At 66.4% G+C, this 22,604-nt stretch carries 18 protein-coding genes, 1 pseudogene and 1 riboswitch; of the genes and pseudogenes, 13 read left to right on the forward strand and 6 right to left on the reverse strand.

Annotation, left to right across the window (positions count from 1 at the left end; genetic code table 11):
* Positions 1-53 precede the first annotated feature (53 nt).
* From tsaD to HAP41_RS04435, 3 genes are all read left to right on the forward strand, one after another.
* Positions 54-1,127, forward strand: coding sequence for a tRNA (adenosine(37)-N6)-threonylcarbamoyltransferase complex transferase subunit TsaD (tsaD, locus tag HAP41_RS04425; protein WP_166105028.1), 1,074 nt, complete (start codon positions 54-56; stop codon positions 1,125-1,127).
* A 2-nt stretch (positions 1,128-1,129) separates the two neighbouring features.
* On the forward strand, positions 1,130-2,110 hold the full coding sequence (locus HAP41_RS04430; RefSeq protein ID WP_166105024.1) for an NAD(P)H-dependent glycerol-3-phosphate dehydrogenase: 981 nt from the start codon (positions 1,130-1,132) through the stop codon (positions 2,108-2,110).
* A 116-nt stretch (positions 2,111-2,226) separates the two neighbouring features.
* On the forward strand, positions 2,227-2,640 hold the full coding sequence (locus HAP41_RS04435; RefSeq protein WP_166106223.1) for an EVE domain-containing protein: 414 nt from the start codon (positions 2,227-2,229) through the stop codon (positions 2,638-2,640).
* Positions 2,641-2,731: 91 nt separating this feature from the next.
* Here HAP41_RS04435 and HAP41_RS04440 read toward each other — a convergent pair whose 3' ends face one another.
* Positions 2,732-3,826, reverse strand: coding sequence for an adenylate/guanylate cyclase domain-containing protein (locus tag HAP41_RS04440; RefSeq protein WP_166106220.1), 1,095 nt, complete (start codon positions 3,824-3,826; stop codon positions 2,732-2,734).
* 102 nt (positions 3,827-3,928) lie between these two features.
* On the opposite strand from HAP41_RS04440, the pseudogene HAP41_RS04445 reads away from it, so the two are divergent.
* Positions 3,929-4,380: pseudogene (locus HAP41_RS04445) on the forward strand (SRPBCC family protein).
* A 109-nt stretch (positions 4,381-4,489) separates the two neighbouring features.
* Here the strand turns inward: HAP41_RS04445 and HAP41_RS04450 are convergent.
* Positions 4,490-5,659, reverse strand: coding sequence for a DNA topoisomerase IB (locus HAP41_RS04450; RefSeq protein ID WP_063980320.1), 1,170 nt, complete (start codon positions 5,657-5,659; stop codon positions 4,490-4,492).
* Between the two features lie 422 nt (positions 5,660-6,081).
* On the opposite strand from HAP41_RS04450, the gene acs reads away from it, so the two are divergent.
* Both acs and HAP41_RS04460 read left to right on the forward strand, forming a co-directional pair.
* Positions 6,082-8,028: an acetate--CoA ligase gene (acs, locus tag HAP41_RS04455; RefSeq protein WP_166105020.1), complete on the forward strand. Its 1,947-nt coding sequence runs from the start codon at positions 6,082-6,084 to the stop codon at positions 8,026-8,028.
* A gap of 412 nt (positions 8,029-8,440) precedes the next feature.
* Positions 8,441-8,956: a L,D-transpeptidase gene (locus tag HAP41_RS04460; RefSeq protein WP_071917016.1), complete on the forward strand. Its 516-nt coding sequence runs from the start codon at positions 8,441-8,443 to the stop codon at positions 8,954-8,956.
* 49 nt (positions 8,957-9,005) lie between these two features.
* Here HAP41_RS04460 and HAP41_RS04465 read toward each other — a convergent pair whose 3' ends face one another.
* Positions 9,006-9,593 (reverse strand): thermonuclease family protein, encoded by a 588-nt coding sequence (locus HAP41_RS04465; protein WP_166105017.1) that lies wholly within the window; start codon positions 9,591-9,593, stop codon positions 9,006-9,008.
* Between the two features lie 69 nt (positions 9,594-9,662).
* Positions 9,663-9,860: a DUF1674 domain-containing protein gene (locus HAP41_RS04470; protein WP_028151091.1), complete on the reverse strand. Its 198-nt coding sequence runs from the start codon at positions 9,858-9,860 to the stop codon at positions 9,663-9,665.
* A gap of 187 nt (positions 9,861-10,047) precedes the next feature.
* Here HAP41_RS04470 and HAP41_RS04475 point away from each other — a divergent pair, with 187 nt between their 5' ends.
* The 3 genes from HAP41_RS04475 (at position 10,048) to purH (ending at position 15,028) form a co-directional block, all read left to right on the forward strand.
* Entirely contained in the window at positions 10,048-11,394 is a 1,347-nt protein-coding gene (locus HAP41_RS04475; RefSeq protein WP_135213932.1) for an RsmB/NOP family class I SAM-dependent RNA methyltransferase, read from the forward strand.
* A gap of 156 nt (positions 11,395-11,550) precedes the next feature.
* The gene (locus HAP41_RS04480; RefSeq protein WP_166106218.1) at positions 11,551-13,269 is read left to right on the forward strand and encodes a heparinase II/III family protein; all 1,719 of its coding nucleotides are present in this window, start codon (positions 11,551-11,553) and stop codon (positions 13,267-13,269) included.
* Between the two features lie 59 nt (positions 13,270-13,328).
* A riboswitch (ZMP/ZTP riboswitch) is annotated at positions 13,329-13,410 on the forward strand.
* Positions 13,411-13,435: 25 nt separating this feature from the next.
* Complete coding sequence (gene purH, locus HAP41_RS04485) at positions 13,436-15,028, forward strand: bifunctional phosphoribosylaminoimidazolecarboxamide formyltransferase/IMP cyclohydrolase (protein WP_085403038.1); 1,593 nt, start codon at positions 13,436-13,438, stop codon at positions 15,026-15,028.
* A gap of 51 nt (positions 15,029-15,079) precedes the next feature.
* Here purH and HAP41_RS04490 read toward each other — a convergent pair whose 3' ends face one another.
* Positions 15,080-16,465, reverse strand: a complete 1,386-nt coding sequence (locus HAP41_RS04490) for an MFS transporter (protein WP_166105012.1) — start codon at positions 16,463-16,465, stop codon at positions 15,080-15,082.
* A gap of 100 nt (positions 16,466-16,565) precedes the next feature.
* Here HAP41_RS04490 and ggt point away from each other — a divergent pair, with 100 nt between their 5' ends.
* Both ggt and HAP41_RS04500 read left to right on the forward strand, forming a co-directional pair.
* Entirely contained in the window at positions 16,566-18,317 is a 1,752-nt protein-coding gene (gene ggt, locus HAP41_RS04495) for a gamma-glutamyltransferase (protein WP_166105008.1), read from the forward strand.
* A 96-nt stretch (positions 18,318-18,413) separates the two neighbouring features.
* The gene (locus HAP41_RS04500; RefSeq protein WP_166105003.1) at positions 18,414-19,709 is read left to right on the forward strand and encodes an MFS transporter; all 1,296 of its coding nucleotides are present in this window, start codon (positions 18,414-18,416) and stop codon (positions 19,707-19,709) included.
* A 33-nt stretch (positions 19,710-19,742) separates the two neighbouring features.
* Here the strand turns inward: HAP41_RS04500 and HAP41_RS04505 are convergent, their stop codons facing one another.
* A complete protein-coding gene (locus HAP41_RS04505) occupies positions 19,743-20,408 on the reverse strand; it encodes a glutathione S-transferase family protein (RefSeq protein ID WP_176400447.1) in 666 nt (221 codons plus the stop codon).
* Positions 20,409-20,573: 165 nt separating this feature from the next.
* Here HAP41_RS04505 and HAP41_RS04510 point away from each other — a divergent pair, with 165 nt between their 5' ends.
* Positions 20,574-21,155, forward strand: coding sequence for a DUF2239 family protein (locus HAP41_RS04510; RefSeq protein WP_166104994.1), 582 nt, complete (start codon positions 20,574-20,576; stop codon positions 21,153-21,155).
* A gap of 89 nt (positions 21,156-21,244) precedes the next feature.
* A complete protein-coding gene (locus HAP41_RS04515; protein ID WP_175618172.1) occupies positions 21,245-22,594 on the forward strand; it encodes an MATE family efflux transporter in 1,350 nt (449 codons plus the stop codon).
* Positions 22,595-22,604: the final 10 nt, after the last annotated feature.

The raw sequence follows: 22,604 nt of genomic DNA on the forward strand, positions 1-22,604 counted from the left end.
GAACTCTGCTTTACGGATGAGCGCAAGGGCGCAAATTGGATAACAATTCGCCAATGCTGGTACTGGGCATCGAAACCACCTGCGACGAGACCGCCGCGGCCGTGATCGAGCGCGCGCCCGACGGCAGCGGCAAGATCCTGTCCAACATCGTGCGGTCCCAGATCGAGGAGCATGCCCGCTTCGGCGGCGTGGTGCCGGAGATCGCCGCGCGCGCGCATGTCGACGTCCTCGACTGCATCATCGACCGGGCCATGCACGAGGCCGGCATCGACTATGCGCAGCTCAACGGTGTCGCAGCCGCGGCGGGGCCGGGGCTGATCGGCGGCGTCATCGTCGGCCTCACCACCGCGAAGGCGATCGCGATGGTTCACGACACGCCGCTGGTCGCGGTCAACCACCTCGAGGCGCATGCACTGACGCCGCGCCTCACCGACGGAATTGAATTTCCCTACTGCCTGTTCCTCGCCTCGGGCGGGCATACCCAGATCGTCGCCGTCACCGGGGTCGGCCAATATGTGCGGCTCGGCACCACCGTCGACGACGCGATGGGCGAAGCCTTCGACAAGGTCGCGAAGATGCTGGGCCTGCCCTATCCGGGCGGGCCGCAGGTCGAACGCGCCGCGGCAACCGGCGATGCCACGCGCTTCGCCTTCCCGCGCCCGATGCAGGGACGGCCCGATGCCAATTTCTCGCTGTCGGGATTGAAGACGGCGGTGCGCAACGAGGCGAGCCGGTTAACCGAGATCGCGCCGCAGGATATCAGCGATCTCTGCGCGAGTTTTCAAGCCGCCGTGCTCGACTCGACGGCCGACCGGTTGAGCGTCGGCCTGAGGCTTTTCCGCGAGCAGTTCGGCGCTCCGCATGCCCTCGTCGCCGCCGGCGGCGTCGCGGCCAATCAGGCGATCCGCGGCGCCCTGCATGACGTCGCGCGGCAGGCCGGGACGCAACTGATCATGCCGCCGCCCGCGCTCTGCACCGATAACGGCGCGATGATCGCCTGGGCCGGCGCCGAGCGCCTGGCGCTTGGCATGATCGACACGATGGAAGCCCAACCCCGCGCACGCTGGCTGCTCGATGCCAACGCCACGGCGCCGGCCGGTTACGGCAACACGCGGGCGGGATTCTAGCCATGACGGCGTTTCGGTCCGTCGCGGTGATTGGTGCGGGCGCATGGGGCACGGCACTGGCGACGGTGGCGGCGCGCGCCGGACGGAACGTGACGCTCTGGGCGCGCAACAGCGAACATGTCGCGCGAATCGCCTCGACCCGCGACAATCCGCGGCTGCCCGGCGTGCGGCTGGCGCCGGAGATCGTCGTGACGCACGAGCTTGCGGAGGCCGCGCGCGCTGACATGGTGCTGATCGCGACGCCTGCACAGCATTTGCGCGGCGCGGTCAACATGCTGTCCTCGCATCTGGCAAAGCCGGTGCCGATCGTCGCCTGCGCCAAAGGCATCGAGCACGGCACCCATAAATTCATGACCGACGTCATCGCGGAAGCCGCACCTCACGCGCAACCGGCGATCCTGTCAGGCCCGAGCTTTGCCGACGACGTCGCGCGCGGCTTGCCGACCGCGGTGACGCTGGCGGCGAAGGATGAAGCGCTGGCGAGCGCACTGGTGCAGGCGCTGGGCTCGGCGACCTTCCGGCCCTATCACACGACAGATGTCCGCGGCGTCGAGATCGGCGGTGCGGCCAAGAACGTGTTGGCGATCGCGGTTGGCATCGCGGTCGGGCGCAAGCTCGGCGCCTCCGCCCAGGCTGCGTTGACGACCCGCGGCTTTGCCGAGCTCACGCGCCTCGGCCGTGCCCTCGGCGCGCGCGGCGAGACGCTCACGGGCCTGTCCGGCCTCGGCGACCTGATCCTGACCTGCTCGAGCCCGCAATCGCGCAATCTCGCGCACGGCCTTGCGCTGGGCCGCGGCGAGCAGCCGCCCGCGGGCAAGCTTGCCGAAGGCGAGTTCACCGCGCCTGTGTTGATCGAACTCGCAGCTTCGCACAACATCGAGATGCCGGTATCAGAAGCGGTCGCTTCGATCCTGAGCGGCCGGAGTACGATTGACGCCGCGATCTCGGGGCTGTTGACGCGCCCCTTCAAGGCAGAGGAATGACGTCTTTCTCGTCATGCCCGCGCTTGTCGCGGGCATCCACGTCTTGATATTGAATTGGTGGCAGAGACGTGGATGGCCGGGACAAGCCCGGCCATGACGAACGGATAGGACGCGCGATGAACTACTGGCTGGTGAAATCCGAACCGTCGGTGTGGTCCTGGGACCAGCAGGTGGCGAAAGGCGCCAAGGGCGAGGCCTGGACCGGCGTGCGCAATTACACCGCGCGCCAGAACCTCGTGAACATGAAGAAGGGCGACAAGGCGTTCTTCTATCATTCCAACGAGGGCAAGGAGATCGTCGGGATCGCGGAGGTCATCAAGGAGGCCTACCCCGACCCGACCGACAAGACCGAGAAATTCGTCTGCGTCGATATCAAAGCCGACAAGCCCTTGAAGACGCCGGTCACGATGGCCGCGATCAAGGCGGACAAGAAGCTCGCTGATATGGCGCTGGTGAAATACTCGCGCCTGTCGGTGCAGCCGGTAACGGCGGAAGAGTGGAAGCTCGTCTGCAAGATGGGCGGGGTTTAGTTGCAGGTGCTGTAGCCCGGATGGAGCGAAGCGCAATCCGGGAAAGTTTGGATTGGGGCATGACCCCGGATTACGCTTCGCTCCATCCGGGCTACGATATCCGGGCTTGCGTCTCCGGCAGCGCAAACACCTCGCATGGCGAAGCGATGCCGCGCAGCGGATGCGATCCGAGCGCGACGAGAGGCGTGTCCGTCTCCGCGGCCAGCGCCCCCGATACCAGCACGGTCCGTTCCAGGGGCTTGCACAATCCCTCGAGCCGGCTGGCGAGATTGACGGCGGGACCGATCGCCGTGAAATCGAGCCTGTTGGCGGCGCCGATATTGCCCCAGAGTATTTCGCCGAGATGAAGGGCCGCGCCGAACGCAAGCGGCGGCAGTCCTTGAGCGCCGCGCTCCCCGTTGAGATACGCCATGCCGGCTTCGGCTGCGCCTGCGGCACGCAGCGCGGCGTCGCAGGCGCGACGCGGTGAGGCCTCGACCACCGGGAAGATCGCGAGCACGCCGTCGCCGATGAATTTCAGCACCTCGCCGCCGAAGGCATGAACAGCACCGGCGATGCGATCGAACCAGGCGTCGAGCGCTGCGATGACGTCGGCCGGCGGTGTGGTCTCCGACAAGGTCGTGAAGTTGCGCAGATCCGCATAGAGCAGCGCGGCTTGAATGGTCTCACCGAGATCGCGCCGCAGCGGCGCCGCCAGCACCCGCTCCGCGCTGCGCTTGCCGAGATAGGCATCGAGCGTCGCGCGCAACGTGGCGCGCGCGGCGAGCACGGCCAGCGGCGTCGCGGCGAAACGCGCAGCCTGGCGCAATTGCTCGATCTCGTCTGCGGTGAACGGACGCGGCCCGATCCAGCCGAGTTGCGGCCCATCTTGTCGTCCGACCACCTCTTCGTGCACCTCGCCGCGCGCGATGTCGCGCAGCCAGCGGCGGCCGGCATCATTGGGCGGGTCAGGCGCCAGCCCACTTGGCGCGAAGCCGAGCGCCTCGATGACCCGGCCGTTCTCCGCGCGCCACAGCCAGGTCCGCTTCGCGATCAGCGGATGCGGCACCTCCAACGTCAGGCTGCCTGCCGCAAGCGGCACACCGTCGGCGACCAGATGAGCGCCGAGTTCCGCGAGCAGACGGTCGGCCCCGGGGCAATCCGAGGCGGCATCGACGAGCCAGGCGAGGGTCCGCGAAAGTAGCATGGCCCGATGATGGCGAAGGTCGGCCATCTTTGTCACGGGCAATCCTTGACGCACCGCTTCACTGCCGCCATGTGGCCAGTGTCAGCCCAGGGACGATCGCCGATGACCGAGCCATTCGTAGTGCGACGCGAAACCCAGAAGCCCCCCGCGCCACCGTCTTCGCCTATTTGACCGACCCCGAGAAAATCCTGAGCTGGATGGGCTCCGACGCGACCACGGAGCCGCATCCGGGCGGGCTCTATCTCCTCAAGGGCATCGGTCCACGTGGCGGCGTCGGCCGCGGCACCTTCCGCGAGGTCGTGCCGGTGCATCGTCTGGCCTACACGTTCGGCTGGGAGGGCGGTCAGGAAGTGCCGCCCGGCTCGAGCCTGATCGAGATCGACCTGATCGAGCGCGACGGCGGCACGCTGCTGCGGATGACCCATAGCGGGCTCCCGACCGAGGAACAGGCCGCCGCGCACGCGAAAGGATGGGCGCATTATCTGGGCCGGCTGACGAGCGCCGCCGCGGGCCGTGATCCCGGTCCGGACAAGGGTATCTCGGACAAGATGTAGCTCTCGTAGGGTGGGCAAAGCGAAGCGTGCCCACGCGGCCTATCAACAATGTCGTGAAGAATGGTGGGCACGGCGCTTCGCGCCTTTGCCCACCCTACGGCACCGCCGCTTAAACCGCCGCGGTCGCCACCACCTGCTGCAAGAGTTGCTCGCGCCTGGCCTGCGAACGCTGGCCCTTCATGGTCGCGGCGAAGCGTTCGAGAATACCGTCCTCGAAGGCGGTGACGATGGTGTCGTGGACGTAGCTCTTGCGGCAGATCGCCGGCGTGTTGGAGAGCTTGTCGGCTGCGGCGCGGATCGCGTCCAGCACCTGCTTCTTGCGGCCGCGCTGGCTGGTCGCCGGCGTGATCCGCGACAGCGATTCCACCACGACTGCGGACGCCATCAGGGTGCGAAAATCCTTCAGCGAAATCTTGATGCCGGCGATCTCGCGCAGAAACGCGTTCACCTGCGTGGTGCTGACCGCGCGCACGATGCCGTAGGCGTCGCGATACTGGAACATGCGCTTGCCGGGAACGCCGTTCAGGATCCCGATGGCGCGTACCAGCTTGGCCGCGTCGCACTCCTTGCGCACCGCCTTGCCGCCCTTGGCCTTGAAGGTCAGCACGAAGGAATCGTCCTCGAGCGTAACGTTCGACTTCAGCATCGTGGTGGCACCGCGGGTGCCGTTGAGGCGGGCATAGGATTCATTGCCGGGGCGGATCGCGGTGCGCGCGATCAGCTCGATCACCGCAGAGAGCGCGAATTCACGCGTCGGCTCGTCGCCCGACAGGAACGCGGAGACCTTGCGCCGGATCTTTGGCAGCGCGCCGACGAGCTTTTCCAGCCGATGCGCCTTGCGGTGCTCGCGGACCTTTTCCCAATCGGCGTGGTAGCGGTATTGCAGCCGGCCCGCGGCATCGCGTCCCACCGCCTGGAGATGCGAGCTCGGATCGGCCGAGTAGCGCACCTGGCGATAGGCCGGCGGCACCGCCATGGCGTGCAGCCGGCGGATGGTGCGGGCGTCGCGGATATGCGCGCCGTTGGGACGGACGAAGGAATAGCCCTTGCCGCGCTTGATGCGCCGGATGGTCAGCTCGTTCTGGTCGCCGAGCCGCAGGCCCAGCTCCTTCGCGATCGCCTCAACCGAGGTCGCAGGCGCGGTGTCGAAGACCTTTTTCGGGCTGAGACGGGCGGAACCGGCCGGTTTCGGCCATTGTCCGAGGGCTTTGGCCAGCGCGACAGCAGCAGGATCGGCCGAAGCGAGCCGCATCGTCCCGAGATTCTGCTGATCCATCATAGTCTTAAGCCTTAGCCCTGTCTGTTATCGGTCAATGCCGCTGTTCTGATTTTTGTTCCAAGGGTCTCTTGGACAGTCTCTTGGACGGTCTCTTGGGACCCGGGTTGGCCATTTAGGGTGTTCCGAACCGCATTGCGAGTCCCGAATCAGTGACAGGCGGTTTCTAAATACCTCCTGCGGCGCATGGGCGCCCTGCACAGGCCTATTCCGGCGTCTTGGTAAAGACCTGGAAAGCCGCGCCGGCCTGTTTCAGATCTGCGACAGTCGCGCCAGGCGGCGTTGATCTTCCACATGGCTGGCCGCTCGCCGAAGATCCAGCTTGTGCTCCTTGTCGGGTCCGGTTAGGCGGACGCATAATCGGTTCAACGATGACGTCGGCTCGCCAGTCGCCTGGGCTCGGCTTGCCGTATCTGGAGGGAAGCATGTCCGAGAAGACCTACGACGTCCCCGCGGAATGGGCCAAGCGCGCCTGGATCGACCAAGCCAAGTACAAGGACATGTACGCCCGCTCGATCTCGGACCCGAACGCGTTCTGGGCGGAGCAGGCCAAGCGTATCGACTGGATGCACGCGCCGACGAAGATCGAGAACGTCTCCTTCGCGCCCGGCAACATCTCGATCAAATGGTTCGAGGACGGAATCCTCAACGTCGCCTGGAACTGCATCGACCGGCATCTTCACACGCGCGCCAACCAGACCGCGATCATCTGGGAAGGCGACGATCCCTCGCAATCCCGGCACATCACCTACAAGGAGCTGCACGACGAGGTCTGCCGGATGGCCAACATCCTGCGCACCCGCAACGTCAAGAAGGGCGACCGCGTCACCATCTACCTGCCGATGATTCCCGAAGCGGCCTACGCGATGCTGGCCTGCGCGCGGATCGGCGCGATCCACTCCGTGGTGTTCGCAGGCTTCTCGCCGGACAGCCTCGCCCAGCGCATCAACGACTGCCAGTCCAAGGTGATCATCACCGCGGACGAAGGTCTGCGCGGCGGCAAGAAGGTGCCGCTGAAGGCCAATGTCGACGCAGCGCTCGCCAAGGCCGATGGCGTCGACTGGGTCGTCGTTGTCAAGCGCACCGGCGGCACGGTCGAGATGAATCCGTCGCGCGATCTCTGGTATCACGACGCCGCCAAGATGGTGACGACGGAATGCCGGGCCGAGCACATGCACGCCGAGGATCCGCTGTTCATCCTCTACACGTCGGGCTCGACCGGCCAGCCCAAGGGGGTGTTGCACACCTCCGGCGGCTATCTCGTGTTCGCCGCGATGACGCATCAATACGTCTTCGACTATCACGACGGCGACATCTACTGGTGCACCGCCGACGTCGGCTGGGTCACCGGACACAGCTACATCCTTTATGGGCCGCTGGCGAACGGCGCGACCACGCTGATGTTCGAAGGCGTGCCGAATTATCCGGACAATTCCCGTTTCTGGAACGTCATCGACAAGCACAAGGTCAACATCTTCTACACCGCGCCGACCGCGATCCGCGCGCTGATGCAGAGCGGCGACGAGCCCGTGAAGAAGACGTCGCGTGCCTCGCTTCGCCTGCTCGGCTCGGTCGGCGAGCCGATCAATCCCGAAGCCTGGGAGTGGTATCACCGTGTCGTCGGCGACGATCGCTGCCCGATCGTCGACACCTGGTGGCAGACCGAGACCGGCGGCATCTTGATCACGCCGCTGCCGGGCGCGACCAAGCTGAAGCCGGGCTCGGCGACGCAGCCGTTCTTCGGCGTCGTGCCTGAGATCGTCGATGCCGACGGCAAGGTGCTGGACGGCGAGACATCAGGCAATCTCTGCCTGACGCGGTCATGGCCGGGCCAGATGCGCACGGTCTATGGCGACCACGCCCGCTTCGAGCAGACCTATTTCTCGACCTACAAGGGCAAGTATTTCACCGGCGACGGCTGCCGGCGCGACGCCGACGGCTATTACTGGATCACCGGCCGCGTCGACGACGTCATCAACGTCTCCGGCCACCGCATGGGCACCGCGGAAGTCGAGAGCGCGCTCGTCGCGCATGAGAAGGTGTCGGAAGCCGCCGTGGTCGGTTACCCGCACGACATCAAGGGCCAGGGCATCTACGCCTATGTCACCCTGATGGCCGGCGTCGAGCCGAGCGACGAATTGCGCAAGGAGCTCGTCACCTGGGTGCGCAAGGAGATCGGCCCAATCGCCGCGCCCGACCAGATCCAGTTCTCGCCCGGCCTGCCCAAAACCCGCTCCGGCAAGATCATGCGCCGCATCCTGCGCAAGATCGCCGAGGACGAGCCGGGCAGCCTCGGCGATACCTCGACGCTCGCCGATCCGGCCGTCGTCGACGATCTCGTGAAGAACCGGCAGAACAAGAAGTCGGCGTAAGGCACGCTCTCGTGCCCCGGACGCGGCGCAGCGCTTCTTCAGAGGTGCGCTGCAGAGCCGGGGCCGATCCAATGGCAGAGCGTGTGGCCTCCCGGGTCCCGGCTCTGCGCAGCAGCGCCAAGGCGCTGCAGCGCGTCCGGGACGTAGAGCCCCCCTCGAAACAACAGCCATTCACACCCTCACGCACTTGTCAGGGCGCGCGGCGCCGCGCCCGCGTCTTTCCAGCCAAGTGTTGTTTTCTTGTCATTTACTTTATTTCGAACATTTTCTTTGTTCCGCGTGCTGGCGGGCCCTTGGCGGCCGCGCGTGGAAACCATCCGGTTAACAGGCGCGGTTAAGAATATCCGGGCAAGCGGGCAATTGCCGGTGCTGCGTAGTTTTGGACGATCCGTTCGGGGCAGAGGAAAAATTGATGTCGGTAAGGATTGCTGTGGCGCTCGCCGCCACCATCGGGGCAGGGGTCTTGACGTCGACGGCCGCAGAGGCGCGGCCGGAAATGGTGGGGACGCACCTGGCCGACTATTCGCCGGGCACCATCGTGGTCAAAACCAACGAGCGGCGGCTCTATCTCATCCTCGATAACGGCCACGCCGTGCGCTATCCGGTCGGTGTCGGCAAGTCCGGCAAGCAATGGGCCGGCACCACCCGCATCGACGGCAAATATATCAACCCGGCTTGGTCGCCGCCTGCGGAAGTGAAGCGCGACAAGCCCAGCATCCCGGACGTCATTCCGGGCGGCTCGCCGCGCAACCCGATGGGCGTTGCGGCGATGACGCTGGCCGGCGGCGAATACGCCATCCACGGCACCAACGTGCCGGGCTCGGTCGGCGGCTTCGTCTCCTATGGCTGCATCCGCATGCTCAACGACGACATCACCGATCTCTACGGCCGCGTCTCGGTCGGCACGACGGTGGTCGTGACGCGCTGATCGCCGGGATCAGGCAAGCAAGAGCCGCGTCTTTCGACGCGGCTTTTTGTTACCAGAAGCGCCAGCCGCGCGCGCACCAGCCGTCGCGATGGCCGCCGTTGTAGCTCCGCGCGTAACCGCCGGCGAGCAACGCGGCAGATACGTCCGCAGTTCGCCTTGTTGCAACGTTGGCGAGAACACGGCCGTATTTGTCGGGGCCGAGATTGGTGATCGTCACGCCGCCCTGGCCGAGCAGATCGCGCAGCGCGCCGGTCGCCGCTAGAGCCTTGTCCAATTCATCCTGGCAGGATGCCTTCATCTCCGGCGCATCGATACCGCGCAGGCGAACGCGCGCAACGAGAACGCGTCCGTCGCGCTGGTGCACGCGAGCGAGAAAGGTATCGCCGTCGATCGTGCGAATGACGTCGACCGGCTGACGGATGTCCGGATTGGCCTGCTGCAAAATGATCTGGGCATCTCGCGATTGACCGTCGATCGCATGCGGGAAGGGCCAGTTCATCCCGTGCCGGAACGTAAGCACGACGGCCACCACGATTGCGACCACGAACATCCACGGCAACAGCCCCGAGAAGTGACGGCCGAACGGCGAACCACTGTATGAGGGCCGGTATGGATGGCTGGGATCGAAACGCGGCATCCGCGCACGCTAGGGCTGAGTCGGGCGGTCCGGCAAGATAGCCTCAAAAGCCAGCCTCAAACGACAGCCTCAAAAGTCCGAGGCGATACCTTTGCGCTCCCAATCGCCGTAGCGGGTGGGCTCCGGTCCCTTCGGTCCCTGCAATTCCTTCGGCGCCGCCGCGGCGTGGGCAGCAGCAGCCTGCCGGCGCGCTTCGGCCTCGGCCAGCGCGCGCTGGGCGGCCGGCGGGAGCGGCTTGCGATCGGGAACGGGGGGCTGGTCACTCATCTCGGCGGTTCCTAGCGCAGGATCACGGGGTGTGCGACGTCCAATAACGCATTGCTGAGATGGTCATGGCGGGCTGTAAACGCGAGAGGCCATTCTTACATTTGGCATATTCGCATGCCAGAGATACGTCTCTTGAGGCATGCGCCCATTGCGGCGGAACTGCCGCTCGCCAAGAACCTTAAGCCGCATGCCATCTCAACGTTTCGCTCCTCCGTCCGAAGTGCCTGGTCTCGCGGCGCGGCGGATCGCCGCTGACATCGTCGACGGCGTGCTGCACAAGCACCGCACGCTTGACGATCAGCTCGACGGCAGCGGTGCCCATCCCGGATTGAAGACGCTCGCCGACCGCGACCGCGCGCTGATGCGCCGCCTGGTCGCGACCGTACTGCGTCGGCTCGGCACGCTCGGCCATGTGCTGTCCCGCTTGCTCGACAAGGGCATTCCCTCCGAAGCGCCGCGCGCGCAGAGCGCACTCCTGATCGGCGCCGCCCAGATTCTCTGGATGGACGTGCCCGATCACGCCGCCGTCGATCTCTCCGTCCGCCTCGTTCAATCCGACCGGCGTGCCGCGCGTTATGCCGGCCTCGTCAATGCCGTGCTGCGCCGCTGCGCGCGCGAGGGCAAGGCGCTGGTGGATGAAGTTGCCACGCAATCGCTGGACTTGCCGCCCTGGCTGCTCGCGCGCTGGAGCGCGCATTACGGCGAGGCGACCGCAAGAGACATGGCGCTGGCGCTCGGCCACGAGCCCTCGCTCGACCTCACCGTGAAATCGGACGCCGCGCAATGGGCGAACCGGCTGCACGGTGAAGTACTGCCGACCGGATCGGTGCGCACGGTGCTGCACGGCGCCGTGACCATGCTGCCCGGCTTCACCGAGGGGCAATGGTGGGTGCAGGATGCCGCCGCTGCGTTGCCGGCTCGGCTATTTGGCGACATCAAAGGCAAGTCCATTGCCGATCTCTGCGCCGCCCCGGGCGGCAAGACCGCGCAACTGGCCCAGGCCGGCGCGCATGTCACGGCGATCGACCGCTCACCCGCCCGGGTGGCGCGTCTGCGCGAGAATCTGACGCGGCTGTCGCTCCAGGCCGAAACCGTCGTCGCCGATGCCGTGGAATGGGCCGGCCCTGCCGAAGGTTTTGACGGCATCCTGATCGATGCGCCCTGCACATCGACCGGAACGATCCGGCGCCATCCCGACGTTGCCTGGCTCCGGCAGGAATCCGACGTCGCCGCCCTGACCGCGCTCCAGCAGCGGTTGCTGAAGAAATCCGTCTCGCTGCTCAAGCCGGGCGGGACGCTGGTCTACTGCACCTGTTCGCTGGAACCCGAAGAGGGCGAGCAGGCGATCGCGGCGTTACTTGCCACGGAGGGCGGCCTGCGCCGCGTGCCGATCGAAGCTTCCGAGGTCTCGGGGCTCAGCGAGATCATCACCACGGAAGGCGACCTGCGCACTCTGCCCAGCCACCTGCCGAACGCCGATCCCAAGCTCGGCGGGCTCGACGGCTTCTACGCAGCCCGGCTCGTTAAATCCTGATTTTGCACCGGTTTTTTGCGCCAGCGCTGATTCGCGACGCTTCAAGATGGTGTCAGACGTCCGATTTTGGGATTAAGAAGGATTCGTCGTTAATCCTCTCCCCCTTCAAGGCAAGGCGTGTCGGTCGCTCAACGCAGACGTATCTCGACGCTGGTGATGAACCGCTTCGCGCGGAACATGCTCGCGCGCGCGAGCGGCGGTTCCGTTGCGCTGTCGCGGGTCTGGCCCGGCCGTACCGACCGGCTGATCATCGCGCCGCATGACCTGCGCACCGCGGATGCGACCCGCGCCGCAGAGATCTATGCCGGCCGCTTCGTCTTCGCCGGCAAGATCGTCAATTGCCACGGCCGCTCGATCTTCGATCTCGAACCGCCGTCGGAAGACTGGGAGGTCGCGCTGCTCGGCTTCGGCTGGCTGCGCCATCTGCGCGCCGCCGACACCGCGCTGACGCGGGCCAATGCGCGCGCGCTGGTCGAAGACTGGATCGCCAACCCCGCCAACAAGCGCCGCGCCGTCGCGCGGCGTGCCGACGTGCTGGCGCGGCGTGTGATCTCGCTGCTGTCGCAGGCGCCGCTGGTGCTCAACGACACCGACAACAAATTCTACCGCCGCTATCTGCGGGCGCTGGCGCGGGAGATCCGCCTTCTGCGCTACACCATGGTCAACATGCCCGACGGAGTGCCGAAGCTCCAGGTGCTGATCGCGCTGTGCTACGCGGCGCTGTGCCTTGCCAACCAGGCGCGACAGATCCGCAGTGCCTCGAAAAAGCTCTCGGACGAGTTGCAGCGGCAGATCCTGCCCGACGGCGGCCACATCTCCCGCAATCCGGGCGCGCTGATCGAGCTCTTGATCGACCTGCTGCCGCTGCGGCAGACCTTTGCCGCGCGCAACATCGCGCCGCCGCCGGCGCTGCTCAACGCGATCGACCGCATGATGCCGATGCTGCGCTTCTTCCGGCACGGCGACGGCAATTTCGCGCTCTTCAACGGCATGAGCGCGACGCCCTCGGACCTGCTCGCCACGCTGCTCGCCTATGACGACACTCACGGCGCGCCGATGGCGAACATGCCGCATACCGGCTTCCAGCGCCTCGACGCCGGCCAGACCACGCTGATCATCGACACCGGCCCGCCGCCGCCGGCCGGCGTCAGCCACGACGCCCATGCCGGCTGCCTGTCGTTCGAATTGTCTTCCGGCATTAGCCGCATCGTCACCAATTGCGGCATGCCGACCACGGGCCGCGACAATTGGCGGCCGTTCGCACGCGGCACCGCGGCGCATTCGACGCTGACCTATCACGAGACGTCCTCATGCCAGTTCGTCGAGATGTCGGCGATGAAGCGCCTCCTGCACGGCTCGCCGGTCACCAGCGGCCCCGTCGAGGTCGAGAGCTATCGCGAAATCGTTCAGAACGGCACGCTGCTCACGACCTCGCATGACGGCTATCTCGCGAAGTTCGGCGCGATCCATCGCCGCGTGCTGATGATCGCCAATGACGGCGCACGCATCGACGGCGAGGACACGCTGTCGCCGCCGCAGGGCGGACGCTTCAAGGGCGCGGATGCCGATTTCGCGCTGCGCTTCCATCTGCATCCGGCGGTGAAGGCGAGCCGGCTGTCGGATGCCCGTGGCGTCATGCTGGTGCTGCCGAACCGCGACGTCTGGACCTTCGAGGCGCTCGACGACAAGGTCGACCTCGAGGACAGCGTGTTCCTGGCCGGCAATGACGGCCCGCGCCGCACCGCGCAGATCGTGATCCGGCAGGATGCGCGGCAGGCGCCGTCGATCCGCTGGAGCTTCGTCCGCTCCACTGCATCGCCTGCGGTCACCAATGCCCGCCGCAACGCCCGGCGCGAGCCGGAACTTCCGCTGTAAACGCGCACGATTCGGCCCCATCTCATCGTTGTGAAAACGGCCGAAAGCTGCTATCGAGCCCTCGCTCGCGCGACTGGCGACCTTGGATGGAGCACCATCGGGAAGCGCGAGACATAGAAGCCGCGCGCCTGGGCATAGACACTCCTTAAGACAGAGGATCTTGCTCATGACTGACCATCCCCGCCGCGTCACCCGTGCTCTTCTCTCCGTCTCCGACAAGACCGGCCTGATCGAGTTCGCAAAGGCGCTTGCCGCGCACGATGTCGAGCTGGTCTCGACCGGCGGCACCGCCAAGGCGATCGCCGCGGCCGGCCTCAAGGTGAAGGACGTTTCCGACCTCACCGGCTTCCCCGAGATGATGGACGGCCGCGTCAAGACGCTGCATCCGAAGGTGCATGGCGGCCTGCTCGCGATCCGCGACAACAAGGAACATGCGGAGGCGATGAAGGCGCACGGCATCGCGCCGATCGATCTCCTGGTCGTCAACCTGTATCCGTTCGAAGCGACCGTCGACAAAGGCGCGGGCTTCGAGGATTGCATCGAGAACATCGACATCGGCGGCCCCGCAATGATCCGCGCCGCGGCGAAGAACCATGACGACGTCGCCGTCGTGGTCGAGGCCGAGGACTACAAGGCCGTGCTCGACGAGCTCGCCGCCAACAACGGATCGACGACGTTGAAACTGCGCCGGCGGCTTGCCGCAAAGGCCTATGCGCGCACCGGAGCTTATGACGCCGCGATCTCGAACTGGTTCAACCGCCAGCTCGAAATCGACGCGCCCGACTTCCGCGCCTTCGGCGGCAGACTGATCCAGTCGCTGCGCTATGGCGAGAACCCGCACCAGACCGCGGCGTTCTATGCGACGCCCGACAAGCGGCCGGGCGTCTCGACCGCGCGGCAGCTCCAGGGCAAGGAGCTCTCCTACAACAACATCAACGACACCGATGCGGCCTATGAGTGCATCGGCGAGTTCGACGCCAAGCGCACCGCGGCCTGCGTCATCGTCAAGCACGCCAATCCATGCGGCGTCGCCGAAGGCTCCGATCTCGTCAGCGCCTATCGCAAGGCGCTGGCCTGCGATTCCACCTCGGCGTTCGGCGGCATCATCGCAATGAACCGCGCGCTCGACGCCGACACCGCGCGCGAGATCACGAAGATCTTCACCGAGGTGATCATCGCGCCCGATGCCAGCGAGGAGGCGATCGCCATCATCGGCGCGCGCAAGAACCTCCGCCTGCTGCTCGCCGGCAGCCTGCCCGATCCGCGCGCGCCTGGCCTCACCGCCAAGACGGTGGCTGGCGGCCTCCTCGTGCAAAGCCGCGACAACGCGGTGGTCGACGACATGACCTTCAAGATCGTGACCAAACGTGCGCCTGATGACGCCGAGATGCGCGATCTGAAATTCGCGTTCCGCGTGGCAAAGCACGTCAAGTCCAACACCATCATCTACGCCAAGGATCTCGCCACCGTCGGCATCGGCGCGGGCCAGATGAGCCGGGTGGATTCAGCGCGGATCGCGGCGCGCAAGGCGCAGGACGCGGCGAATGAGCTCAAGCTCGCAGAGCCGCTCACCAAGGGCTCGGTGGTGGCGTCGGATGCGTTCTTCCCGTTCGCCGACGGCATGCTCGCCTGCATCGAGGCCGGCGCCACCGCCGTGGTGCAGCCCGGCGGCTCCATGCGCGACGACGAGGTGATCAAGGCCGCCGACGAGCATGGCATCGCCATGGTGTTCACGGGCACGCGGCACTTCCGGCACTAACTCACCCCGAGCGTAGCCCGGATGGAGCGCAGCGAAATCCGGGCGACGCCACTAATCCCGTACCCGCATCAACAACCCCAGCCCCGCGACGAAGAACACCACCAGCACGGCCATGCCGGCCTTCTGGCTCGCCGTCACCGCGGTGATCATGCCGATCAGCAGCGGGCCGATGAAGGACGTTACCTTCCCCGTCAGCGCGAACAGGCCGAAATACTGCGCGATGCGATCCTTCGGCGCGAGACGGATCAGCAGAGTGCGCGAGGCGGCCTGAAGCGGGCCGCCGGCAGCGCCGATGAGACAACCCAACACGAGATAAGCGCGCTCGGCCGCGCTCGAGAACAGGGGCGCGCCCGGAAGAGGCGGCGCAACCTTGACGAACAGGACGCTGTCCTTGTCGACCAGAAGAATCGCCGCCACCGCCAGCAACAGAACAAGCAGGCTGCCGGCGATGACGCGCTTCGGCCCGAGACCGTCGTCGAGCTTGCCGCCAAGCCATGCGCCAAGGGCGCCGGCAATCGCGAGCATGATGCCGAAGGTGCCGATCTGGATCGTGTGCCAGCCGAAGGTGCCGGCGGCATAGATGCCGCCGAACGCGAACAGCGACACCAGGCCGTCGGTGTAGATCATGTTGGCGAGCAGGAATGCCGCGAGCGATTTCCGCTGCGGCAGGCCCTTGATCGATTGCTTGAGATCCGACAATCCCTCGCGCAGCGCCTCGCGCACCGGGTGCTTCGCCGGATAGTCCGGCGTGAACAGGAATAACGGTGTCACGAAGATGATGAACCACAGCCCGGTCAGCGGTCCCACGATGCGATCGCCCTGATGGCTGACCGGATCGAGCCCGAACAGCGGCTTGAAGCCGAGCAGCGTGCGGCCGGTCTCGGGATTGGCGGCGAGGAAGCCGAGCACGATGACGAGGCTGACGATGCCGCCGATGTAACCCGTGGCCCAGCCGGTGCCGGAGAGCCGGCCGATCCGCTCAGGCGGCACCAGGGTCGGCATCATCGCGTTGTTGAAGACGGTGGCGAATTCCGCGCCGACGCTGGCGAGCGCGACCGCCGTGAGCAGCGGCGCAATGATGGCGGGATCGCCGGGCTTGCCGATCCACAGCGTGCAGGCCGCCAGCACCAGCAGTGCGCCGAATCCCGCGATCCACGGCTTCCTGCGGCCCGAGGCATCGGCAATGGCGCCGAGCACCGGCGACATCAGCGCGATCGCGAGGCCTGCGGCCGCCATCGCAAAGCCCCACAACGACTGGCCGGTGGCGGCATCTGGCGCAATGCTGGTGGCGAAATAGGGTGCGAAAACAAAGGTCGTGATCAGCGTGAAATAAGGCTGCGCGGCCCAATCGAAGAAGATCCAGCTGATAACGGCGGCGCGCGGCGGATAGGTCCGCTGCGCGCCGGCCAAGCGCGCATCCGAGGCGATCGTCGTCATATTCCAGTCCCCATCACGAACAGTTTTGCCTCTGTTGGGGCAAAGCGTATAGCATTGAAGCGACGCGTGGGAACTGGCCTGAGGCCGCGACGGAAGCTTGATGATGTCGTCATATCCGACACGGCGGACATTTTTCGCCTTCATTGCCACTCTGGCGTTTGGTTTTTCGTCTGCCACCGCACAGGATGCGCGGCGAGCCTATGTCCCACCCGCGCTCGACACGGTGCACGCCGTTCCGTCCGAGCACGGCATGGTGGTGGCGCAGGAAAAGATATCGGCGCAAGTCGGCGCCGACATCCTGCGCCGCGGCGGCAACGCGGTCGATGCCGCGGTCGCCACCGGCTTTGCGATGGCCGTGACTTATCCGCGCGCCGGCAATATTGGCGGCGGCGGATTCATGGTGATCCATTCGGCCGAGCGCAACGAGGACATCACGATCGACTATCGCGAGACCGCGCCGGCTGCGACCACCCCGCAGATCTTCCTCGGCGCTGACGGCAAGCCCGATGCGGCGAAGTCGCGGGATTCGGCGCTCGGCGTCGGCGTGCCCGGCACCGTCGCAGGTCTTGTGCTGGCCTTGGAAAAATACGGCTCGGGCCGGTTCACGCTGGCACAGCTGCTCGAGCCCGCGATTGGGCTCGCCCGCGACGGTTTTGTCGTCACCGACGACATTGCCGACACGCTGCCGGGTTGGCACCGGCGGCTCGCGCGCTGGCCGTCGTCGGCCAAGATCTTCTCGCGCCCCGACGGCACACCGCTCGGCGAAGGCGACAGGCTGGTGCAGAGCGATCTCGCCGAAACGCTGTCGGCCGTCGCCGCACAGGGGCCGCGCGGCTTCTATGAGGGACCGGTCGCGGACAAGCTCGCCAAGGCCGTGACTGACGCCGGCGGCATCATGACGCCGGCCGATCTGAAATCCTATCAGGCCGTGGTCCGTGCCCCGGTGCGCGGCACATATCGCGGCTACGACATTGTCTCGATGCCGCTGCCGTCCTCCGGCGGCGTGGTGCTGGTGGAGACGCTCAACATCCTCGAGGGCTTTCAGCTGGCCGATCTGAAGCAGGGGTCGCCGGCCTCGCTGCATCTGCTGATCGAAGCCATGAAGCGCGCCTATGCGGATCGTGCGCGCTATCTCGGCGATCCCGCCTTCGTCAATGCGCCGATCGACACGCTCACTGCAAAGGACTACGCCGCCAAGCTGCGCGCCGGCATCTCCACGGAGCGCGCCACGCCGTCGAAGCAGCTCGTCTCCGCCCCTCCCGCGCCGCGCGAGGGCACCAACACCACGCACTTTTCCGTCGTCGACGCCGGCGGCAATGCCGTCAGCAACACCACCACGCTGAATTTCAGCTATGGCGTCGGCCTCGTTGCCGACGGAACCGGCGTGCTGCTCAACAACGAGCTCGACGATTTCACAGCCGCGGTCGGCGCTTCCAACGCCTACGGCCTCGTCGGTTTCGAGCCCAATCTGCCCGGACCCGGCAAGCGGCCGTTGTCCTCGATGTCCCCGACCATCGTGCTCAAGGACGGCAAGCCGGTGCTGGTGACGGGCTCGCCCGGCGGCAGCCGCATCATCTCGACCGTGCTCCAGGTCGTCGTCAACGTGCTCGACTACAAGATGGATGTGGCCGCCGCCGTCGCTGCGCCACGGCTGCATCACCAATGGCTGCCGGACGAGGTGCGCGTCGAGAGCGGCTTTCCCGGCGATGTGCTGTTCGAGCTGAAGGCGATGGATCACCTCATCGTCGAGCCGATGGGACAGACCTCGGCCAATTCGATTCTGGTGACGCCGAACGGTCCACTCGGCGCGCCCGATCCGCGTACCCGCGGCGCGGAGGCCGCGGGACAGTAGTTTCGCCGTTGCATGGCACGGCAGCGCGCGCCTGCTTGCGCGGGCTGCCGTGCGTGCTACCACCGCGCAGCTTTAAGTGACCGCCGGGGAACGCACATGAGCACAGCCGATCCGACCCAGCGCATTGAGCGCGCGGAGATCGAAGACACCAGCCTTCTCGCCTTCTACCGCGACATGAACGCGCCGGAGCGGCGGACGTTCTGGGCCTGCGCCGCGGGCTGGGCGCTCGACGGCATGGACTTCATGATCTATCCGCTGGTGATCGGCACCATCATCGCGCTGTGGAAGGTCGATGCGGCCTCGGCCGGACTCGCCGGCACCGTGACGCTGCTGGCCTCCGCGATCGGCGGCTGGCTCGGCGGCTATCTCTCCGATCATATCGGACGTGTCAGGACGCTCCAGATCACCATCATCTGGTTCTCGTTCTTCTCGCTGGTCTGCGCGGTCGTCCAGAATTTCGACCAGCTGCTGATCGCACGCGCCGTGCTCGGCCTCGGCTTCGGCGGCGAGTGGGCGGCGGGCGCCGTGCTGATGGGCGAGGCGATCCGTCCGCAATATCGCGGACGCGCAGTCGGTTCGGTGCAGTCGGGCTGGGCGGTCGGCTGGGGTCTCGCCGTGCTGTCGCAGGCGATCCTGTTCTCGGCTTTGCCGCCGGAGACGGCGTGGCGCTGGATGTTCGTGATCGGCGCACTGCCGGCGCTGCTGGTGTTCTACATCCGCCGCTCCGTCACCGAGCCGGAGATCGCGGCCGAGGCCCGCGCAAAACAGGCCGCGAGCGGCGATCGTCCTGTGCTCTGGGAAATCTTCTCCGGCCCGATCCTGAAGACCACGATCCTGGCCTCGCTGATGGCGACCGGCTGCCAAGGCGGCTACTACGCCGTCACCTTCTGGGTGCCGCAGTTCCTGACCAAGGAGCGGCACCTGTCGATCGTCGGTTCGACCGGTTATCTCTCGACGCTGATCATCGGCTCTTTCATCGGCTATCTCGTCGGGGCCTGGCTCGCGGATCGCATCGGCAGGCGCAATCTGTTCCTGATCTTCTCGATCGGCGCCATGGCCGTGGTGCTGCTCTACACGCAGCTGCCGCTCACCAACGAGATCCTGTGGGTGCTCGGCTTCCCGCTGGGCTTCTTCGCCTCGGGCTATTTCTCAGGGATCGGCGCGTTCCTGACCGAGCTCTATCCGACGCGGCTCCGCGGCTCCGGCCAGGGCTTCTGCTACAATTTCGGCCGCGGCATCGGCGCGCTGTTTCCGTTCCTGGTCGGCGCGCTCTCGGCGACGACGTCGCTCGCGAATGCCATCGCGATGTTCGCGGTGGTGGCTTACGTGCTGTTCTTCATTGCCGCCTTCGCGCTGCCGGAGACGCGCGGGCGCGTGCTGCACGCGGACTAGTCCGGCGTTATCACCCCGGGGCGGTGAGGAAATTTACCGCCCCACCTGGTACGGCCCCCCCTTTTCCAGCGCTCTGGCGTAGGCCGGCCGCGCGTGGATGCGCTCCAGGAATGCCATCGCCTTGGGATGGCCGAGCTCGAGCCCGCCACGCGCTTGCGCGGCTTCGAGCGGGAAGCTCATCTGAATGTCGGCGGCGGTGAACTCGTTGCCGGCAAACCACTCGCTCTTGCTGAGCTCGCCTTCCCAATAATCCATGTGCTGCTTGAGCTGCGGATTGACCAGCGCGGTGAGCGCCTGGTTCGAGACCTTGCGCACCAGCGGGCGAAGCAGCGCGGGTGCGCGCTTCGGCATCAGCGTGAACAGCAGCTTGAGCAGCAGCGGCTGCATCGCCGAGCCCTCCGCATAGTGCAGCCAATAGGTGAAGCGCAGCCGCTCCGGCGTGTTCGGCGGCGGAATCAGCCGGCCGTTGCCGTAGGTGGCGATGAGATATTCGATGATCGCGCCGGACTCGGCGATGGTGTTGCCGTTGTCGGTAATGACGGGCGACTTGCCGAGCGGATGGATGGCGCGCAGCTCCTTCGGCGCGCGCATGTCCGGCTGGCGCTGATAGCGCACGATCTCGTAGGGCACGCCCAACTCCTCGAGCAGCCACAGCACCCGCTGTGAGCGGGAATTGTTGAGGTGGTGAACGGTCAGCATCGTTGAGGTCCCCAGGCTAGGCGTGGTCGGTCGGCCGCGCCGTTCGTGCCAGCCCGGGAACGCAATGTCGAGCCATCCGGACGGATAATTTCACCCGGATATATTGACGTTGGCAATTTACCCGGATATTAAAAGGCCAACGTCATCAATATGGCAATGATTTCAATGCAACGGACTTTCACAGCCTTCCAGGGCCATCGCCGCCTGGCGTCCGGGCCAGCGGGAGAGGTCGCGCTGGTCGTCAAGCGGATGGTGCCACCGCCGGACGAGCCCATCATCATCTTCGAGGACAGCACGGGCCGACCGATCGACTTCGATCTGCGCGGCGGGGATCGCGAGGTGCTGGCGCGGGTGGCGAAGCTTGTCCCGCCGCCGGTCGAGGAGACCGCGCCACCGAGCGAGCCGCGCGGGCGCGGCCGGCCGAAGCTCGGCGTGGTCGCGCGCGAGGTGACGCTGCTGCCGCGGCACTGGGAATGGCTCAACGCGCAACCGGGCGGCGCCTCGGTCGCGCTGCGGAAGCTCGTCGACGAGGCAAGACGCGTAAGCGGCGACAAGGACCGCGAGCGGCAGGCCCGCGATGCGGCCTATCACTTCATGTCGACCATGGCGGGTAATCTGCCGCAGTTCGAGGAAGCTTCGCGCGCCCTGTTCGCGGATGACCGGCGGCGCTTCACCGGACTGATCGCCGACTGGCCGGTCGACGTCCGCGACCACATCGTCAAGCTCGCCTACAGCGACCGCGCTTAGGCGCAGCACATTCTCTCATCCCATCGACGGCCGAGCCGCGCGCGCATCGCGCGGCAACGGCTTCGCACGCCCCGATGAAAGGCCTATCCATGTCCGCGCCAAAGCCGCTCTGGACGACATTCCTCCGCTTCCTCGCGCCGCTGGTGCTGAGCAACGCGCTGCAATCGCTGTTCGGGACCGTCAGCAACGTCTATCTCGGCCAGATGATCGGCGTCGACGCGCTCGCAGCGGTGTCGGCGTTCTTCCCGGTGATGTTCCTCCTGTTCGCCTTCGTCATGGGCCTGAGCACCGGCGCCACTGTGCTGATCGGCCAGGCCTTTGGCGCGGGCGAGCATGGCAGGATCAGGATCGTCGTCGGCGCGACGCTCGCGATCGGCCTGCTGCTCTCGCTTTCGGTTGCGTTGGTCGGCGGCTTCTTCAGCCGGCAACTAATGACGATGCTCGCGACGCCTCCGGACATCCTCGACCAGGCGAGTGCCTATGCGCGCATCATGCTGCTCACCATGCCGCTCGGCTTCGTCTTCCTGCTGATGACGGCAATGATCCGCGGCGTCGGTGACGCCGTAACGCCGCTGCTGGCGCTGGCCTTGTCGACCACCATCGGACTGATCCTGACGCCGATGCTGATCCGCGGCGCGTTCGGGATACCTGCCGCCGGAATCACCAGTCCGGCCTGGGCGGCCGCGATTGCCAACGCGCTGACGCTGCTCGCGCTGGCCGCCTATCTGCTGCGGACGAAGCATGCACTGGCACCGGATGCCGCGTTGCGGCGTCATCTGCGGCTCAATCGTGCCGTGCTCGGAAACATCCTCGGCATCGGACTGCCGAGCGCGGTCGGCATGGTGGTGATGGCGATCGCAGAGCTCGTGCTGCTCGGGCTCGTCAACGGCTTTGGATCGGATGCCACCGCCGCGTATGGCGCGGTCAACCAGGTGATGGGCTACACGCAGTTCACGGCCATGTCGATTTCGATCGCGGTCTCGATCCTCGGCGCACAGGCCATCGGCGGCGGCGACAGGACGCTGCTCGATGGCATCGTGCGCACCGGCCTCATGTTCAACATCGTCCTGACCGGCGGGCTGGTGGGGCTGATCTATCTGGCGCCGCGGACCGTGCTCGGCCTCTTCATCACCGACAGTGCCGTGCTCGACCTCGCCGCGGGACTGCTTCACATCGCGCTGTGGAGCTCGGTGCCGTTCGGCCTGGCTACCGTGTTTTCCGGAGCCATGCGCGCGGCCGGCGTCGCCTTGGCGCCGATGCTGCTGTCGATCTTCGCCATTGTCGCGATCGAGCTCCCGGCCGCGGTGATCCTGAGCCGTACGATCGGCCTTGAGGGTGTGTGGGCTGCCTATCCGATCGTGTTCTGCGCCATGTTCGTTTTGCAGATGGGCTATTACCTCGCGGTGTGGCGCAGGCGCGCGATCCGGCGTCTGATCTGACCGGATCATC

Origin of the sequence: Bradyrhizobium barranii subsp. apii (assembly GCF_011516635.5) — a bacterium.
In the GTDB taxonomy this organism is placed as follows: Bacteria; Pseudomonadota; Alphaproteobacteria; order Rhizobiales; family Xanthobacteraceae; genus Bradyrhizobium; species Bradyrhizobium barranii.